Here is a 16,911-nt window from a genome sequence, read left to right on the forward strand (position 1 = left end):
TCAATGAAGCTCATCACCGCAATCGTCAAGCCGTTCACGCTCGAGGACGTCAAGACCGGGCTGGAGCAGGCAGGCGTGCTGGGCATGACCGTCAGCGAGGTCCAGGGGTACGGCAGGCAGAAGGGGCACACCGAGGTGTACCGGGGTGCCGAGTACTCGGTCGACTTCGTCCCGAAGGTCCGTGTCGAGGTCGTCGTCGACGACAGCGTGGTCGACAAGGTCGTCGAGGTGATCGTCGAGGCCGCCCGCACCGGCAAGATCGGTGACGGCAAGGTGTGGGTGAGCCCGGTCGAGTCCGTCATCCGGGTCCGGACCGGCGAGCGGGGCGCGGATGCCATCTGACCCGACAGGGTCCGCATCCGGTGGCCCCGATCCCGTCGCAGCAGCGGCGGGGTCGGGGCCACCCGCGTTCGCGGGCACCCCGACACCCGGCCACGACCACATCGTCGCCGCCGACGACCTGGTCCGGGCACGGAAGCAGTTGCTGGACCGTGGTTCCCGCGCCCGCAGGCTCGACGCCCCCGCGTTGCGGTCGGCGATGGTGGAGCTGCACGAGTTCTGGTTGACCACCAAGGGCGCCGAACTCGGGATCACCGCGGACAGCGGCTTCGCGATCGTCGCCGTCGGCGGCCTCGGCCGCCGGGAGCTCCTTCCGCACTCGGACCTCGACCTGGTGCTGCTGCACGACGACATGGACCCCGGCGTGGTCGCCGATGTCGCGGACCGGCTCTGGTACCCGTTGTGGGACGCGCACATCAAGCTCGACCACAGTGTGCGGACGGTGCCGCAGGCGTTGCAGGTTGCGGCCACCGACCTGACCGCGGCAATGGGCCTGCTCGAGGCGCGGCACATCGCCGGGGATGCGGAGCTGACGAACCTGCTGATCGGGGGGGTGCGGCGGCAGTGGCGGGCCGGGATCCGGTCCCGCTTCGATGAACTCGTGGAGATGACCCGCGCGCGGTGGTCCCGCAGCGGGGAGATCGCGCATCGCGCCGAACCCGACGTCAAGAACGGCCGCGGCGGACTGCGCGACGTCCAGCTGCTTGACGCGCTGGCGATCGCCCAGTTGACCGACGCGGCAACGGGACTCGGGCCGGATGCGCCGGGCGGGGGGCTGGCCTCCGCGCATCTGCGGCTGCTCGATGTCCGCACCGAACTGCACCGGGTAGCCGGCCGCGCCAGGGACCAGGTCCGCGCACAGGACGCCGACGAGATCGGGGCCGCGCTGCGGATCGGTGACCGCTTTGACCTGGCCAGGACGTTGAGCGACTCGGCCCGCACCATCGGCTACTCGGTGGACGTGGGGCTGCGGACGGCGGGCAACGGGTTGCCGCGGCGCGGCCTGGCCCGACTCCGTCGGGTGCCGGTGCGGCGGCCGCTCGACGAGGGGGTCGTCGAGCATGCCGGGGAGGTGGTGCTGGCGCGGGACGCGACACCGTCGCGGGACCCCGGGCTGATCATGCGGGTCGCCGCGGCCGCAGCCCGGACCGGCATGCCGATCTCGGCGTCCACCCTCGGCAGGCTCTCCGACAGCGCGCCGGAGCTGCGGGAGCCGTGGCCGACGGAGGCGCTCGCGGATCTGCTGGTGTTGGTGGGGTCGGGGCCGCGGACGGCAGCGGTGATCGAGGCGCTCGACCGCACCGGGCTGTGGGGGCGGCTGCTGCCCGAATGGGGCTCGGTTCGCGACCTGCCGCCCCGCGACGCCGTGCACACCTGGACGGTGGACCGGCACCTCGTGGAGACGGCGGTCCAGGCGAGTGCGTTCACCACCCGGGTCACCCGCCCGGATCTGCTGCTCCTCGGTGCGTTGCTGCACGACATCGGGAAGGGGCGCGGCGGCGACCACAGCGTCGTCGGGGCCGACCTGGCCACCCAGATCGGCAGGCGGCTCGGCCTGTGGCCGTCGGATGTCACCGTGCTCAGTGCGATGGTCCGGCACCACCTGCTGCTCCCGGACACCGCAACCCGCCGAGACCTGGACGATCCCGCGACCGTGCGGATGGTGGCCGACGCGCTCGGACACGACCCGGTGCTGCTCGAGTTGCTCTACGCGCTCGCCGAAGCCGATTCGCTCGCGACCGGGCCCGGGGTGTGGGGCGAGTGGAAGGCGACGCTCATCGGGGAGTTGGTGCGTCGCTGCAGGCTGGTGATGGCGGGCGAGCCGCTGCCGGAACCCGACCCGATCGACCCGGAACACGCCGCCCTCGCCGAGGGCGGGGGTGTGCACGTGATGCTGACGCCGGCCGAGGGGCCCCACACCTACACGGTGACGGTGATCGCGCCGGACGTGCCCGGCCTGCTGTCCGACGCGGCCGGGGTGCTGGCCCTGCACTCGCTGCGGGTGCTGTCGGCGGCGGTCGGCAGTCACGGCGATGCGGTGGTGAACTCGTTCACCGTCGCGCCCCGCTTCGGTGCACCCCCGCAGGCCGGGCTGCTGCGGCAGGAGCTGATCCGGGCGACGGCAGGCGAACTGGACCTGGTCACCACCCTCGCCGAGAAGGAGCGGGCCGCACAGCAGGAGCAGGTGCTCGACCTGGGCGCGGCGGGAGTGCCGGTGCAGTACGCGCAGGCGCCGCCGCGGATCATCTGGTTCGACTCCGACGTCCCGGGGCAGGTGATCCTCGAACTGCGCACCGAGGACCGGCTCGGCATGCTGTGCCGGCTCGCCGCGGTGCTCGAGCAGCACGGTGCGGACGTCCGGTGGGCGAAGGTCACCACCCTCGGCACCTCCGTGGTCGACGCGTTCTGCCTTCACCTCGGCGACGGCGATCCGCGGGTCACCCGCGCGGACCTGGCGGCGGCGATCCTGTCGGTGGTGCCCGCCCCGGCGCCGCCGAGGGGCGGGGAGGAGGGGGGTGCCGCCCCGAGCGGCTAGGCTGGTGTGCACGTGTCCGCGGACGGGCCCCGTGCCGGTCCAGACCACCCCGTCTCACAGCCAGGAGCTCGCTCGGTGTTCGAATCCCTTTCCGACAGGTTGACCGGTGCCCTCAAGGACCTGCGCGGCAAGGGCCGGTTGTCCGGCGCCGACATCGACGCCACGTGCAGGGAGATCAGGCTCGCCCTGCTCGAGGCCGACGTCGCGTTGCCGGTCGTCCGGTCCTTCATCGCGAAGATCAAGGAACGCGCGAAGGGTGCCGAGGTCTCCGGCGCGCTGAACCCGGCGCAGCAGGTCGTCAAGATCGTCAACGAGGAGCTCGTCGGGATCCTCGGCGGCGAGACCCGGCGGCTGCAGTTCGCGAAGACCCCGCCGACGGTCATCATGCTCGCCGGCCTGCAGGGTTCCGGTAAGACCACCCTCGCGGGCAAGCTCGCCACGTGGCTGACCGGGCAGGGCCACACCCCGCTGCTGGTGGCCTGCGACCTGCAGCGCCCCGGCGCGGTGGGTCAGCTGCAGATCGTCGGCGAGCGGGCCGGTGCCGCGGTGTTCGCGCCGCACCCCGGCACGTCGATCGGCGGCGGCGAGAACCAGCTCGGCCAGTCCGCCGCCGACCCCGTCGATGTTGCCCGCCGCGGCATCGAGGAGGCCCGCGCGAAGCATCACGACGTGGTGATCGTCGACACCGCTGGCCGCCTCGGCATCGACGAGGAACTGATGGCGCAGGCCGCGGGGATCCGCGACGCCGTCCAGCCCGACGAGGTGCTGTTCGTCCTCGACGCGATGACCGGCCAGGACGCGGTGCACACCGCGGAGGCGTTCCAGTCGGGTGTCGGCTTCACCGGTGTCGTGCTGACCAAGCTCGACGGCGATGCCCGCGGCGGCGCCGCGCTGAGCGTCCGGGAGATCACCGGCAAACCGATCATGTTCGCGTCCACCGGCGAGAAGCTCGAGGACTTCGACGTCTTCCACCCGGACCGGATGTCGAGCCGGATCCTCGGCATGGGTGACGTGCTCACCCTGATCGAGCAGGCCGAGCAGGTCTTCGACGCCAAGCAGGCCGAGGTCGCCGCGCAGAAGATCGGGTCGGGCGAGCTGACCCTCGAGGACTTCCTCGAGCAGATGATGGCGGTCCGGAAGATGGGCCCGATCGGCAACCTGCTCGGGATGCTGCCCGGCGCGGGCCAGATGAAGGACGCCCTCGCGCAGGTCGACGACAAGCAGCTCGACCGGATCCAGGCGATCATCCGCGGCATGACCCCGGCCGAGCGGGCCAACCCGAAGATCATCAACGCCTCCCGCCGGCTGCGGATCGCGAACGGGTCCGGTGTGAAGGTCTCCGACGTCAACCAATTGGTCGACCGGTTCTTCGAGGCCCGCAAGATGATGACGGCGATGGCGGGCCGGATGGGCATGCCCGGTGCCCGCGGCTCGCAGCGCTCGAAGAAGGGCAAGAAGGGTAAGAAGGGCGGCAAGGGTCCGACCCCGCCGAAGATGAAGGGCGGCTTCCCCGGGATGCCGGGCGGCTTCCCCGGACTGCCCGCCGGGATGGACCTGTCGAAGATGCCGAAGGGGCTCGACGAGCTGCCGCCGGGTCTCGAGGGCCTGGACCTGTCCCAGCTCAAGCTGCCGAAGAACTAGGCCGTGTCGCTGCGCATCGCGGGCCGCGGCCTGCCCGACGAGCAGCCCATCGAACTGTGGATCGGTGACGACGGGCTGATCTCCGCCGACCCGGTCCCGGCCGCGCGGACCCTGACCGAGACCGGATGGGTGCTGCCCGGCCTCGTCGACGCGCACTGCCATGTCGGCATCCGCTACGGCGGCGGCCACGAGGACGAGGCCGGGCTGCTCGCGCAGGCGGAGACCGAACGCGATCGCGGGGTGCTGCTGCTCCGTGACGCCGGGTCCCCGGTGGACACCCGCCTCGTCGACGCGCGCCCGGACCTGCCGCGGATCATCCGCGCGGGCAGGCACATCGCGCGCCCCAAGCGGTACATCCGCGGCCTACCGATCGACCTGGACGACGAGGCGCAGCTGCCTGCGGCGGTGACCGAGCAGGCGCTGCGCGGCGACGGCTGGGTCAAGCTGGTCGGCGACTGGATCGACCGCGAGGTCGGGGACCTGCGCCCGCTGTGGAGCGACGCGGTCCTGAAGGAGGCCATCGCCGCCGCGCACCGGGCGGGCGCCCGGGTCACCGCGCACGTGTTCGGCGAGGACGCGCTGCCGGGGCTGATCGGCGCGGGCATCGACTGCATCGAGCACGGCACCGGCCTGACCGACGAGACCATCGAGATGATGGTCGAGCACGGCACCGCGCTGGTGCCGACGCTGGTGAACATCGCGACCTTCCCGGAGATCGCGGACTCGGCATCCCGGTTCCCGGTGTATGCCGCGCACATGCGTGACCTGCACGCCCGGCGCTACGAGACGGTGGCCGCCGCGCACGCCGCAGGTGTCGCGATCTACGCGGGCACCGACGCGGGCGGATCGATCAGGCACGGCCGGATCGCCGACGAGGTCGCCGAGTTGGCTGCGGCAGGCCTCGGGCCGACCGGGGCGCTCGGCGCCGCCTGCTGGGATGCCCGCACCTGGCTCGGGCATCCGGGCCTCGATGACGGCGCCCCAGCGGACCTCGTCGTCTACGACCGGGACCCGCGGATCGGGCCGGATGTGCTGGCGCGGCCGGACCTGGTGGTGCTGCGCGGGCAGGTCGTCACGCGGCGCGGTCGGTTCGCGTAGCGGGGCCGGTTCATTGGCGCGGTCGGTTCGCGTAGCGGGGCCGGTTCATTGGCGCGGCCGGTTCGCGTAGCGGGGCCGGTTCATCGGCGCGTACTACCGGGTGCAGCCGTCGCCGGCGTCGCCAGCGCGGGCGGTGAACCGGATCTCGCTGATCGAGGTGACATCGTTGAACGGGGCGGACTGCACCCCGTCCCGGCTGGAGACCGGCTGACCGTCGACGGTCGCGACGACCGTCAACGTCGCGGTGCGCGCGGTGGTGTCGACCGGCATCGTCTGGACGCCGCGCCGTGGCTCGAGCCGCTGCACGGTGGTGCTGCCGTCGTCGAATGTCCACTTCACCTCGGTGACCTTCCGGTTCTGCGCGAACCGGTCGGATCCGTCGGGGTCGGTCTTGTCGTGGCCGGGGTCGACGCCGATGGACGCCAACTGGACCGAGCACGGGAAGCTGACGGCGAGGGTCTGGCCCGCGGTGCCCATGCAGCGCCACGCGGTCGTGACATCACCGTCGATCGCGTTCGGTGCCTCGTAGGCGTGCGTGCGGCCCGTCGAGTCCACCGCCGGGGGCAGCGGCGTGCAGGTCGGGAGCACGGCGGTCGGGGTGACGGCGACGGTGTCGGCACTGACGTCCCCGGCAGGGACTTCGAAGGCCCCGCCCCCGAAGTCCCCGCCCGCAAGGTCCCCGCCGTCCGCGGTGTCGGTGTCGTCCGCGGGTGCCGCGCTGCCCGCGACGGCACCGGTGTCGTCGGTGAGGGCCCGGTTGATCAGGTAGCCGCCGCCGGCGAGCACCGCGAGGACCGCCGCGATCGACGTGAGCACGACCGCCCAGCCCCGCCCGGACAGCGGCGGGCGGGGCGGTTCGGGGGGCGCCGCGGGCGTGGGGGTGCTGTCGGTCATGCGGGGGTGTCCTTCGTCGGTGCGGCGGCGGCCGTCGGCGTGGTGGCTGGTTCGGGTGGCAGGAATGGTTCGTGCGGCGTGGTCGGGGCGCGCCGCGCCTGCGCGAGCCCGACGTCGTATGCGAGCGCGGCGAACGCGACCACGGCCTGCAGCGCGGCGAGCACGAGGATCGTGATCCCACCCCAGCCGAGCCCGATGACCACCGGCTCGGTGCCGTCGGCGGCGGCGCCGAGCAGGTCCGCCGGCGTCGCGACGTTGCCGATGACGATCAGCACGAAGAGCGCGAGCAGGGTGCCCGCCGCCGCGGACGCGGTCGCGATCGCGTGCAGCACCGGGGTGGCGCCGCGGACGGTGGCGAGCCGGGGGAGCGTCGACAGGCCCGCCACCAGGCCAGCGAACAGCACTGCCGCCACCACCAGCAGGCCGTGCGGGAGCGCGATCGCGCTGACGGTCACGACGCCACCCGAGGTGTGCGCGTCGAGGTAGGGGCCGAGGCCGACGAAGAGGGCGGCGACCCCGAGCAGCAGGACCACCGCGGCGAGGGCGATGCCGCGGCGTCGCTCGGGTACCGGGGGCCCGTCCGTGAAACTCGGGAACGGTGCCTGCGCGGGAGCTGCGCTCGGCGCGGGTGGACGCGGCGGCGAGGGCGACAACGTCGTGCCCCTTTCGAGTCGTCGAACCGGGCCGCGTGGCCCGCGGTCGACCGGAGTGTAGGCAGACGGTGGGCGGGTCGGGCGGCTATCCGGGTGCGGGCGCGTCGCCGCGGGCCGTCCCGGGGGCGGTCGCGGGGCGGGCGATTCGTCGGGTGGTGTGCGCGTCTGGCAGAATGGACCGCTGTTCGCCCGTCTCCGGTTACGCACCGCGCGGCGGTCACAACACCCCATCAACGCAAAACCGGGTGCGCATGCCTTGCGCATCGCTGAATTGCGCCGTGACCATTCGAAAGGTTCCATCGTGGCTGTCAAGATCAAGCTCACGCGGCTCGGCAAGATCCGCAACCCGCAGTACCGCATCATCGTCGCGGACTCTCGCACCCGCCGCAACGGCCGTGCGATCGAGACCATCGGCAAGTACCACCCCAAGGAAGAGCCGTCGCTGATCGAGATCGACTCGGAGCGCGCGCAGTACTGGCTCGGCGTCGGCGCCCAGCCCACCGAGCCGGTCGAGAACCTGCTCAAGATCACCGGCGACTGGCAGAAGTTCAAGGGCCTGCCGGGCACCGAGGGCACCCTCAAGACCAAGGAGGCCAAGCCCTCCAAGCTGGAGCTGTTCCAGGCCGCGCTCGCCGCCGCCGAGAACGAGCCGGTCGCCGAGGCCATCACCCCGAAGAAGAAGGCCGCCAAGAAGGACGAGGCCGCCGAGGCCGAGGCCCCCGCCGAGTCCGCTGAGGCCGGCGAGTAATGAGTGCCGTTGTCGCCGACGCCGTCGAACATCTCGTTCGCGGCATCGTCGCCAATCCCGACGATGTCCGGGTCGAGATGATCACCGGGCGTCGCGGGCGCACTGTCGAGGTACACGTCAACCCCGACGACCTCGGCAAGGTCATTGGCCGTGGCGGCCGCACCGCCACCGCACTGCGGACCCTCGTCACCGGCATCGGTGGCAAGGGCCTTCGCGTCGACGTGATCGACACCGATCAGTAATTCGGTGGAACTCGTCATCGGCCGTGTCGCCAAGTCGCACGGCATCAGGGGCGAACTCGCCGTCGAGATCCGCACCGACGAGCCGGAGCTGCGCTTCGCCGTCGGTGCGGTCCTGCGCGGCCGCAAGCCCCGCGATCGGAAGCTCACCGATTACACGGTGGAAGCCGCCCGGGAGCACTCCGGGCGGCTTCTGCTGCGTGTGCGCGGCGTCGACGACCGCACCGCGGCCGACGCGATGCGCGGCACGCTGTTCGTGGTCGACACCGCGGACCTGCCGCCGTCCGACGACCCGGACTCGTTCTACGACCACGAACTCGAGGGCCTCGAGGTGCGGCTCGGTGACGGCTCCGTCGTCGGAACGGTCGTCGAGGTGCTGCATTCCGCGGCCGGGGAACTGCTGTCGGTGCGTCCGGTCGGCAGTGACACAGGTGAGATCCTGATCCCGTTCGTCACCGCGATCGTCCCGACCGTCTCCGTCGCGGGCGGCTACGTGGAGATCGACCCACCCGAAGGACTACTGGACCCGGAGTAGCCGTGCGCCTCGACGTCATCACGATCTTCCCCGAGTACCTCGAGCCGCTGCGAACCGCGTTGCTGGGCAAGGCCATCGAGAAGGGCCTCGTCTCGGTCGGCGTGCACAACCTGCGGGACTGGACGCACGACGTGCACAAGGCCGTCGACGACTCCCCGTACGGCGGCGGGCCCGGCATGGTCATGAAGCCCACGATCTGGGGCGATGCGCTGGACGCTGTCTGCCCCGACGACGCGCTGCTCGTGGTCCCCACCCCCGCCGGGGTGCCGTTCACCCAGGCCACCGCGCAGCGCTGGTCCACCGAGAAGCACCTCGTCTTCGCCTGCGGCCGCTACGAGGGGATCGACCAACGCGTCTTCGACGACGCCGCCCGCCGGGTGCGGGTCGAAGAGGTCAGCATCGGGGACTACGTGCTCATCGGCGGGGAGGCCGCCGTGCTGGTGATGGCCGAGGCCGTCGTCCGGCTGATGCCGGGGGTGCTCGGCAATCAGCAGTCGCACGAAGAGGATTCGTTCTCCGACGGGCTCCTCGAAGGTCCCAGCTACACCCGGCCGGTGAGCTGGCGGGGCCTCGACGTGCCCGAGGTGCTGCTGTCCGGCAACCACGCGAAGGTCGCGCAGTGGCGGCGCGAACAGTCGCTGGCGCGGACTGCGGAGCGGCGGCCCGACCTCCTCCCCGGCACCGACGACGCGTAGCCCCGCGCCCGGCCGAACTGTCGGTGGGTCACGGTAGGGTCGGTCGCCGTGACCTCAGCCCTGAAATCTGTGAACCAACGCATCGCCGAGGAACTCGACGTTCGGGAGGAGCAGGTCCGTGCGGCCGTCGACCTCCTCGACGGCGGCGCGACGGTCCCGTTCATCGCCCGATACCGCAAGGAGGTCACCGGCGGCCTCGACGACGTGCAGTTGCGACAGCTCGAGGAGCGGCTGCGCTACCTGCGCGAGCTCGACGAGCGCCGGGTCGCGATCATCGAGTCGATCCGCGCCCAGGACAAGCTGACCGACGAACTCGAGGATCAGCTGATCCTCGCCGACACCAAGGCCCGGCTCGAGGACATCTACCTGCCGTACAAGCCGAAGCGGCGCACCAAGGCGCAGATCGCCAGGGAGGCCGGGCATCAGCCGGTCGCCGACACCCTCCTCGCCGACCCCTCCGTCGACCCCGCCCAGTACACCGCCGAGCAGCTCGAGGGCGCCCGCGCGATCCTCGTCGAGCAGTTCGCCGAGGACGCGGACCTGGTCGGTGAGCTGCGTGAGACGATGTGGCGCCGCGGCCAGGTGACATCCACGGTCCGCAAGGGCAAGGAGTCCGATGGCGCGAAGTTCGCCGACTACTTCGAGTTCTCCGAGCCGTTCGAGAAGCTGCCGTCCCACCGGATCCTCGCGTTGCTGCGCGGCGAGAAGGAAGAGGTGCTCTCGCTCGGCCTCGACGCGGACACCGAGCCGCAGGCGCCGGGGGAGCCGACCGTCTACGAGGGCCGCATCGCCGCCCGATTCGGGGTCGCGGACCGGGGGCGTCCCGCCGACCGGTGGCTGCTCGACACCGTCCGCTGGGCCTGGAAGACGAAGCTGGCCGTCAGCCTCGGCATCGACACCCGGATGCGGCTGCGGCAGTCGGCCGAGCAGGACGCGGTCGACGTGTTCGCCACTAACCTCAAGGACCTGCTGCTCGCCGCGCCCGCGGGCACCCGCACCACGATGGGTCTCGACCCGGGATTCCGCACCGGCACCAAGGTCGCGGTCGTCGACGCCACCGGCAAGGTGCTCGACCACGCCACCATCTACCCGCACCAGCCGGCGAACAAGTGGGACCAGTCGCTGGCCACCCTCGCCGGGCTGGCCGCCAAGCATCGCGTCGACCTGATCGCGATCGGCAACGGCACCGCCTCCCGGGAAACCGATGCGCTCGCCACCGATCTGATCGCGAAGTTCCCGGCGGCGAAGCTGACCAAGGTGATGGTCTCGGAGGCGGGCGCGTCGGTGTACTCGGCGTCCGCGTACGGTTCCCAGGAACTGCCCGACCTCGATGTGTCGATCCGCGGTGCGGTGTCCATCGCCCGCCGGCTGCAGGACCCGCTCGCCGAGCTGGTGAAGATCGACCCGAAGTCCATCGGCGTCGGTCAGTACCAGCACGACGTGTCGGAGACGCTGCTCGCGCGGTCCCTCGACGCGGTCGTCGAGGACGCGGTGAATGCGGTCGGTGTCGACGTCAACACCGCGTCGGTGCCGCTGCTGTCGCGGGTGTCGGGCATCGCCGCGTCGCTCGCCGAGTCGATCGTCGCGCACCGGGATGCCAACGGCCCGTTCCGGACCCGTGCCGCGCTCAAGGACGTGGCCCGCCTCGGGCCGAAGGCGTTCGAGCAGTGCGCGGGCTTCCTCAAGATCGCCGACGGCGACGACCCGCTCGACTCGTCGGCCGTGCACCCCGAGGCGTACCCGGTGGTGCGGCGGATCGTCGACGCGCAGGGGGCGACGGTCAAGGAGATCATCGGCAACGCGTCGATGCTGCGGTCGCTGCGCCCGCAGCAGTTCGCCGACGAGCGGTTCGGTGTCCCCACCGTCACCGACATCATCGCCGAGCTGGAGAAGCCGGGCCGCGACCCGCGCCCGGAGTTCAAGACCGCCACGTTCGCTGCCGGGGTCGAGAAGGTCGCCGACCTCACGCCCGGCATGGTCCTCGAGGGGGTCGTCACCAACGTCGCCGCGTTCGGCGCGTTCGTCGACGTCGGGGTACACCAGGACGGCCTCGTGCACGTGTCGGCGATGTCGCACACCTTCGTCAAGGATCCGCGCGAGGTGGTCCGGTCCGGGGACGTCGTCAAGGTGAAGGTGATGGAGGTCGACGTGCCGCGGCAGCGGATCGGCCTGAGCCTGCGGCTCGACGATGAGCCCGGCGCACCGAAGCAGTCCGGCCCCCGGCAGGGCGGTCAGCGGCAGGGTGGTCAGCGGCCCGGTGGTCAGGGCTCCGGTGGCGGCGGCCAGCGGCAGAACGGCCGCGGCAACGGCGGCGGCCAGCAGCGTCAGTCCGGGGGTCGTGCCGAGCGTCCCGCCACCGGCTCGATGGCCGACGCCCTCCGCAAGGCCGGCTTCGGGAAGTAGTTCATTTCGCCCACCCCCCCGCCCGAGTGAACGGAAGCGTTCAGTCGATTAGATCGACTGAACGGTACGTTCACTCGGGCGGAGTGGCGGGTCAGAACCCGCCGATGCCCTTGCCGATCATCACGACCCCGATAACCAGCAGCAGGGTCGCCATCACCGCGGCGTTGTTGGCGGTCAGCCACGCCGTCAGCTCGTTCAACCAGCCGGTGACCCGGTCCCGCGCCGCGAAGTAGGCGATCACCGGGAGCGCGACGGTGCTGGCCGCAATCACGGTGAACACGATGCCGGCGACCGTGAGCGCCGCACCGCTGACGCCCAGCTGCGCGACCGCCACCGCGGCGCCGACGATCATCAGCAGGTTCTTCGGGTTCACCACCGATAGCACCAGACCAAGGCCGAACGCCTTGCCGGGGGTGACCTTGTCGATGGCGGCGAGCCACCCGGGCATCGCGGGCGCCTCGCCCGGCTTCGGGCGGCCGCGCCACTGCTTGCCTGCGAGCAGAAGCAGCAGCACACCCAGCACGATCTTGATCGTCGCCGTGACCGCGTTGCCGTTCGAATCCGTGCTGAGCCCGACGACGCTTGCGATCACCACGAGGACCGCGTAGCCGCCCGCGATGCCGAGCACCCAGCCCGCCGTGAAGCTGGTGGCGGTGCTGCCCGCCTTCGGGGTCAGCAGCATGAGGATCGCGGCAATGATCGGGATCGGGCTGATCGCGATGCCAAGCGCGAGTGGAAGTATGCCTCCGATTGCGTGTCCCATGCCGGGGATGCTCGCAGAGTCCGGGCCCGCGCGAACCACCCGCGACGGATGAGTGCGTCGGGTCCGGTCGGGGTGAGATGCTCGGGGCATGCAGCCCGAGCCGTTGACGTTGGTCGCCCGCCCCACCGCCCCGACGAAGAACATGTCCTGGGTGCCTGGCGGCACATTCTGGATGGGGTCGGAGGACTTCTACCCGGAGGAACGGCCGGTGCATCAGGTGCAGGTCGACGGGTTCTGGATGGACACGCACCCGGTGACGGTCGCCGAGTTCCGCCGATTCGTGAAGGACACCGGGCACGTCACCGTCGCCGAGTCGGCGCCCGATCCGGCCGACTACCCGGGCGCGGACCCGGCGGATCTGGTGCCCGGCTCACTGGTGTTCACGCCGCCGCCGGGGCCGGTGTCGCTGGACGACTATCGCCAGTGGTGGTCGTGGGTTCCCGGTGCGGACTGGCGGCACCCCGAGGGCCCGGACAGCAATGTCGGTGGGCGCGAACGTCATCCGGTCACCCACATCGCCTACGCCGACGCCCTGGCCTACGCGGACTGGGCGGGCAAGGAACTGCCCAGCGAGGCGGAATGGGAGTTCGCCGCCCGCGGCGGACTCGACCGGGCGACGTACGTGTGGGGCGACGAGTTCGCGCCGGGGGGCAGGCATCAGGCCAACACCTGGCAGGGGCAGTTCCCGTGGCAGAACCTCGCCGAGGACGGGTTCGTCGGCACCTCCCCGATCGGTGCGTTCCGCCCCAACGGGTTCGGGCTCGTCGACATGGCGGGCAACGTCTGGGAGTGGACCACCGACTTCCACACCGCCGACCACGGCGCGTCCGGGCGCAACACCGCCCCGGCCGACGCCTGCTGCATCCCCCGGAACCCGCGGGTGGAGGCGGCGGTGCTGCGGGACGGCGAGGTGTACCCGCGTCGGGTCATCAAGGGCGGCTCGCACCTGTGCGCACCGAACTACTGCCTGCGCTACCGGCCCGCGGCCCGGCAGGGGGAGACCGAGGAGACCTCGACCTGCCACGTCGGGTTCCGCTGCATTGTCAGGAGTTCGGGACCAACCCCATGAGGCACTGGCTCGACCACCAGATCGTCGCCACCGGCAGGCTGCCGCTGCTGTGCTTCCTGCTCGGCTTCATCCTCGGCTTCGTCTTCATCCGGATCAGTGTGCGAATGATCCGGGCGCAGGTCCGGTGGTGGCCGGGCAATGTGACCCCGGGCGGGCAGCACGTGCACCACGTGGTGTTCGGGGTGGTGACGATGGTGGTCTGCGGTGTCGCCCTGATCGCCACCTACGAGGACGGGACGCGGACGTCGGGTGCGCTGCTCGCTGCCGGGTTCGGGATCGGGATGGCGCTGGTGCTCGACGAGTTCGCGTTGATCTTCTACCTCAAGGACGTGTACTGGTCGGAGCAGGGCCGGGCGTCGGTCGACGCGGTGTTCGCCGCGGTGGCCGTCACCGGGTTGTTGCTGCTCGGGGCGCGACCGGACTCGATCGTGAACCCCGCCGACTTCCGCGACAACCCGGACCTGGTGGTGCGGCTGGCGCTGGTGGTGTCGTCGCTGCTCAGCCTCGCGATCGCGGGTGTGGTGATCGCGAAGGGGAAGATCTGGACGGCGCTGTTCGGCATGTTCATCTCGCCGATGCTGCTGGTGGGGGCGATCCGGTTGAGCAGGCCGGGGGCACCGTGGGCGCGGTGGCGGTACCAGGACAGGCCGAAGAGGATGGCGCGGGCGGTGCAGCGGGAGAAGCGGTACCGGCGGCCGTTGATCCGCGCGAAGATCTATGTGCAGGACCTGATCGCGGGCAAACCGAGCCTCGAACACGCGGTGAGCGCCACCGAGGCGGAGCTTGAGCGGACCGTCCGGCCCGCTCCGGCCCCGGCCCGCGTCGGGGCGGCGGACGGTGCCTGATTTCGCCTCCGACCAGCCCGTCTGGCACAATTGACGGGTTGCCTGCACAGGCGCACCCACTGAATCGGAGTATGAACCAGCCGAGCGCCGGGAAACCGGCGCCGCTCGGGTCCTCTGCTCATGCGAAGAAACGCAAGGATGGATCAATGAACACACTGGACTTCCTGGACGCCCAGTCGCTCCGCACCGACATCCCGGAGTTCCGTCCCGGCGACACCTTGAACGTGCACGTCAAGGTCATCGAGGGCTCGAAGGAGCGCGTGCAGGTCTTCAAGGGCGTCGTGATCCGGCGTCAGGGCGGCGGCATCCGCGAGACCTTCACCGTCCGCAAGGTGTCCTTCGGCGTCGGCGTCGAGCGCACCTTCCCGGTGCACAGCCCCAACATCGCCTCGATCGACGTCCTCACCCGCGGTGACGTGCGTCGCGCCAAGCTGTACTACCTCCGCGACCTGCGTGGCAAGGCCGCGAAGATCAAGGAAAAGCGCTGAGCTTCTGCTCACTTGTGCACTGAGCTGTAGCTCACAATCGTGTTGGCCCGGCCCAGAATTTCTGGGCCGGGCTAACCTGTTCCAGTGGTAGATACCCCCCAGGAATCGTCGGCATCGGGCACCGGTGCCGAGGGCCCCGACACAGCGTCGGCGCGGCCCGAGAAGAAGTCCCGCTCGTTCTGGCGGGAACTCCCCATCCTCATCGTCGTTGCGTTGCTGCTCAGCTTCGTGCTGCAGACCTTCATCGCCCGCGTGTACCTGATCCCGTCCGAGTCGATGGAACCGACGCTGCACGGCTGCCCGGGCTGCACCGGCGACCGGATCCTGGTGGAGAAGATCAGCTACCGGTTCGGCGACCCGGACCCGGGGGACGTGGTGGTGTTCAAGGGCCCCGACTCCTGGAACGGGCAATGGGAGTCCACCCGCTCCTCGAACGTCGTCGTCCGCGGCCTCCAGGAGTTCGGCTCGATCGTCGGCCTGGTGCCGCCGGACGAGAACGATCTCGTCAAACGGGTCATCGCGACCGGCGGGCAGACCGTCGAATGCTGCGACGAGCAGGGCCGCGTCCTTGTCGACGGCAAGCCGCTCGACGAACCGTACGTCGTCACCGACTTCCCGTTCGTCCCCGGCACCCAGACCTGCGACACCCCGATCAAGTCGGGACGCTGCTTCGGCCCGTTCACGGTGCCGGAGGGCAACCTGTGGGTGATGGGCGACAACCGCAGCAACTCGGCGGATTCGCGTTACCACGTCGGGGACGAGTACAACGGAACCGTGCCGATCGACAACGTGATCGGCAAGGCCGTCGCGATCGTACTTCCGCCGTCGCGGTGGGGCACGATCTCCTCCCCGAACCCCCAGACGAACTGACACCGAACACGTGACCAGCTGGCCACCGCGCACCATCATCCGCAGGGCATCCGGACTGCGGACGATGGAGTCCGCGTTGATCCGGACGGGACTCGGCCCGGTCGCGGGCGTCGACGAGGCGGGACGCGGCGCCTGCGCCGGACCGCTGGTGGTTGCGGCCTGCGTGCTCGGCCCGAAGCCGCACGGCGCGCTGGAGCGGCTCGACGACTCGAAGCGGCTCACCGAGAAGGTGCGTGAGGAACTGTTCCCGGTGATCCAGCGGCTCGCGCGGGCGTGGTGCATCGTCGAGATCCCGGCCGCCGAGGTCGACGCGTTGGGTGTGCACGTCGCGAACATCGAGGGGATGCGTCGGGCCGTGGCCGGGCTGGCGTCCCCACCGGGTTACGTTCTGACGGACGGCTTCCGGGTGCCCGGGCTGTCCGCGCCGTCGCTGCCCGTCATTGGCGGCGACGCGTCCGCGGCGTGCATCGCGGCGGCCAGTGTTCTTGCGAAGGTGTCCCGCGACGCGGCGATGGTCGCGCTGGACGCGGAACTGCCCGGATACGGCTTCGCCGGGCACAAGGGCTACAGCACGGCGGTGCACATGGCCGCGCTGTCGGAGCTGGGGCCGAGCCGGGAGCACCGGATGTCGTACGCGAACGTGCGGGCCGCGGTCCGCATCGAGGCGGGTGCGATGTACAGCGCCGCGGTCGGTGCGGGATGATGGGACGTCAGGACCGGACGCCGGTATGCCCGGACCAGCGAACAGCAGGAGGACGACGAACCCGATGAGTGCCGAAGATCTCGAGAAGTACGAAACGGAGATGGAGCTCTCCCTCTACCGTGAGTACAAGGACATCGTCGGCCAGTTCGCCTACGTCGTCGAGACCGAGCGCCGCTTCTACCTCGCGAATTCCGTCGAACTGGTGCCGCACAACGCGGACGGGGAGATCTACTTCGAGGTGCGGATGGCCGACGCCTGGGTGTGGGACATGTACCGGCCTGCCCGGTTCGTCAAGCACGTGCGCGTCATCACCTACAAGGACGTCAACATCGAGGAGCTCGAGAAGTCGGATCTGCGGCTGCCCGACAACGGCCCGTTCGGGTCCTGACCGG

At 70.9% G+C, this 16,911-nt stretch carries 18 protein-coding genes; 15 read left to right on the forward strand and 3 right to left on the reverse strand.

What is annotated here, in order from left to right:
* Positions 1 to 3 precede the first annotated feature (3 nt).
* The 4 genes from ACWF62_RS05565 (at position 4) to ACWF62_RS05580 (ending at position 5,614) form a co-directional block, all read left to right on the forward strand.
* Positions 4 to 342 (forward strand): P-II family nitrogen regulator, encoded by a 339-nt coding sequence (locus tag ACWF62_RS05565; protein ID WP_378506615.1) that lies wholly within the window; start codon positions 4 to 6, stop codon positions 340 to 342.
* Positions 332 to 2,875: a [protein-PII] uridylyltransferase gene (locus ACWF62_RS05570; RefSeq protein ID WP_378506616.1), complete on the forward strand. Its 2,544-nt coding sequence runs from the start codon at positions 332 to 334 to the stop codon at positions 2,873 to 2,875. Before ACWF62_RS05565 ends, ACWF62_RS05570 begins: the two co-directional genes overlap by 11 nt.
* A gap of 75 nt (positions 2,876 to 2,950) precedes the next feature.
* The gene (ffh, locus tag ACWF62_RS05575; protein ID WP_378506617.1) at positions 2,951 to 4,516 is read left to right on the forward strand and encodes a signal recognition particle protein; all 1,566 of its coding nucleotides are present in this window, start codon (positions 2,951 to 2,953) and stop codon (positions 4,514 to 4,516) included.
* A 3-nt stretch (positions 4,517 to 4,519) separates the two neighbouring features.
* The gene (locus ACWF62_RS05580) at positions 4,520 to 5,614 is read left to right on the forward strand and encodes an amidohydrolase family protein (protein ID WP_452629577.1); all 1,095 of its coding nucleotides are present in this window, start codon (positions 4,520 to 4,522) and stop codon (positions 5,612 to 5,614) included.
* Positions 5,615 to 5,707: 93 nt separating this feature from the next.
* Here the strand turns inward: ACWF62_RS05580 and ACWF62_RS05585 are convergent, their stop codons facing one another.
* On the reverse strand, positions 5,708 to 6,508 hold the full coding sequence (locus ACWF62_RS05585) for an NADase-type glycan-binding domain-containing protein (RefSeq protein ID WP_378506619.1): 801 nt from the start codon (positions 6,506 to 6,508) through the stop codon (positions 5,708 to 5,710).
* Positions 6,505 to 7,161: a DUF5336 domain-containing protein gene (locus ACWF62_RS05590; protein WP_452629578.1), complete on the reverse strand. Its 657-nt coding sequence runs from the start codon at positions 7,159 to 7,161 to the stop codon at positions 6,505 to 6,507. Before ACWF62_RS05590 ends, ACWF62_RS05585 begins: the two co-directional genes overlap by 4 nt.
* Before the next feature lie 301 nt (positions 7,162 to 7,462).
* On the opposite strand from ACWF62_RS05590, the gene rpsP reads away from it, so the two are divergent.
* From rpsP to ACWF62_RS05615, 5 genes are read left to right on the forward strand one after another with little or no spacing between them, the layout of a single operon-like run.
* A complete protein-coding gene (gene rpsP, locus ACWF62_RS05595; protein WP_378506621.1) occupies positions 7,463 to 7,909 on the forward strand; it encodes a 30S ribosomal protein S16 in 447 nt (148 codons plus the stop codon).
* The gene (locus tag ACWF62_RS05600; RefSeq protein ID WP_378506622.1) at positions 7,909 to 8,151 is read left to right on the forward strand and encodes an RNA-binding protein; all 243 of its coding nucleotides are present in this window, start codon (positions 7,909 to 7,911) and stop codon (positions 8,149 to 8,151) included. The genes rpsP and ACWF62_RS05600 overlap by 1 nt, the downstream gene beginning before the upstream one ends.
* A 4-nt stretch (positions 8,152 to 8,155) precedes the next feature.
* Positions 8,156 to 8,683 (forward strand): ribosome maturation factor RimM, encoded by a 528-nt coding sequence (rimM, locus tag ACWF62_RS05605; RefSeq protein ID WP_378506623.1) that lies wholly within the window; start codon positions 8,156 to 8,158, stop codon positions 8,681 to 8,683.
* A gap of 2 nt (positions 8,684 to 8,685) precedes the next feature.
* Complete coding sequence (gene trmD, locus ACWF62_RS05610; RefSeq protein ID WP_452629580.1) at positions 8,686 to 9,378, forward strand: tRNA (guanosine(37)-N1)-methyltransferase TrmD; 693 nt, start codon at positions 8,686 to 8,688, stop codon at positions 9,376 to 9,378.
* 48 nt (positions 9,379 to 9,426) lie between these two features.
* Complete coding sequence (locus ACWF62_RS05615; protein WP_452629581.1) at positions 9,427 to 11,781, forward strand: Tex family protein; 2,355 nt, start codon at positions 9,427 to 9,429, stop codon at positions 11,779 to 11,781.
* A 91-nt stretch (positions 11,782 to 11,872) separates the two neighbouring features.
* On the opposite strand, the gene ACWF62_RS05620 is transcribed toward ACWF62_RS05615, so the two are convergent.
* Positions 11,873 to 12,544, reverse strand: a complete 672-nt coding sequence (locus ACWF62_RS05620) for a GAP family protein (RefSeq protein ID WP_378569947.1) — start codon at positions 12,542 to 12,544, stop codon at positions 11,873 to 11,875.
* A gap of 142 nt (positions 12,545 to 12,686) precedes the next feature.
* On the opposite strand from ACWF62_RS05620, the gene ACWF62_RS05625 reads away from it, so the two are divergent.
* The 6 genes from ACWF62_RS05625 to ACWF62_RS05650 all read left to right on the forward strand — a co-directional run bounded on the left by ACWF62_RS05625 (position 12,687) and on the right by ACWF62_RS05650 (position 16,907).
* Positions 12,687 to 13,613, forward strand: a complete 927-nt coding sequence (locus tag ACWF62_RS05625; RefSeq protein ID WP_378506751.1) for a formylglycine-generating enzyme family protein — start codon at positions 12,687 to 12,689, stop codon at positions 13,611 to 13,613.
* Entirely contained in the window at positions 13,610 to 14,458 is an 849-nt protein-coding gene (locus ACWF62_RS05630) for a hypothetical protein (RefSeq protein ID WP_378506627.1), read from the forward strand. Before ACWF62_RS05625 ends, ACWF62_RS05630 begins: the two co-directional genes overlap by 4 nt.
* Before the next feature lie 146 nt (positions 14,459 to 14,604).
* Positions 14,605 to 14,946, forward strand: coding sequence for a 50S ribosomal protein L19 (gene rplS / locus ACWF62_RS05635; protein WP_378506628.1), 342 nt, complete (start codon positions 14,605 to 14,607; stop codon positions 14,944 to 14,946).
* An 84-nt stretch (positions 14,947 to 15,030) separates the two neighbouring features.
* Positions 15,031 to 15,816 (forward strand): signal peptidase I, encoded by a 786-nt coding sequence (gene lepB, locus ACWF62_RS05640; protein WP_378506629.1) that lies wholly within the window; start codon positions 15,031 to 15,033, stop codon positions 15,814 to 15,816.
* Between the two features lie 10 nt (positions 15,817 to 15,826).
* A complete protein-coding gene (locus ACWF62_RS05645; protein WP_452629582.1) occupies positions 15,827 to 16,519 on the forward strand; it encodes a ribonuclease HII in 693 nt (230 codons plus the stop codon).
* Positions 16,520 to 16,583: 64 nt separating this feature from the next.
* Complete coding sequence (locus ACWF62_RS05650) at positions 16,584 to 16,907, forward strand: DUF2469 domain-containing protein (protein ID WP_345343313.1); 324 nt, start codon at positions 16,584 to 16,586, stop codon at positions 16,905 to 16,907.
* The last annotated feature ends 4 nt before the right edge of the window (positions 16,908 to 16,911 follow it).

Source organism: Rhodococcus sp. NPDC054953 (genome assembly GCF_053609225.1).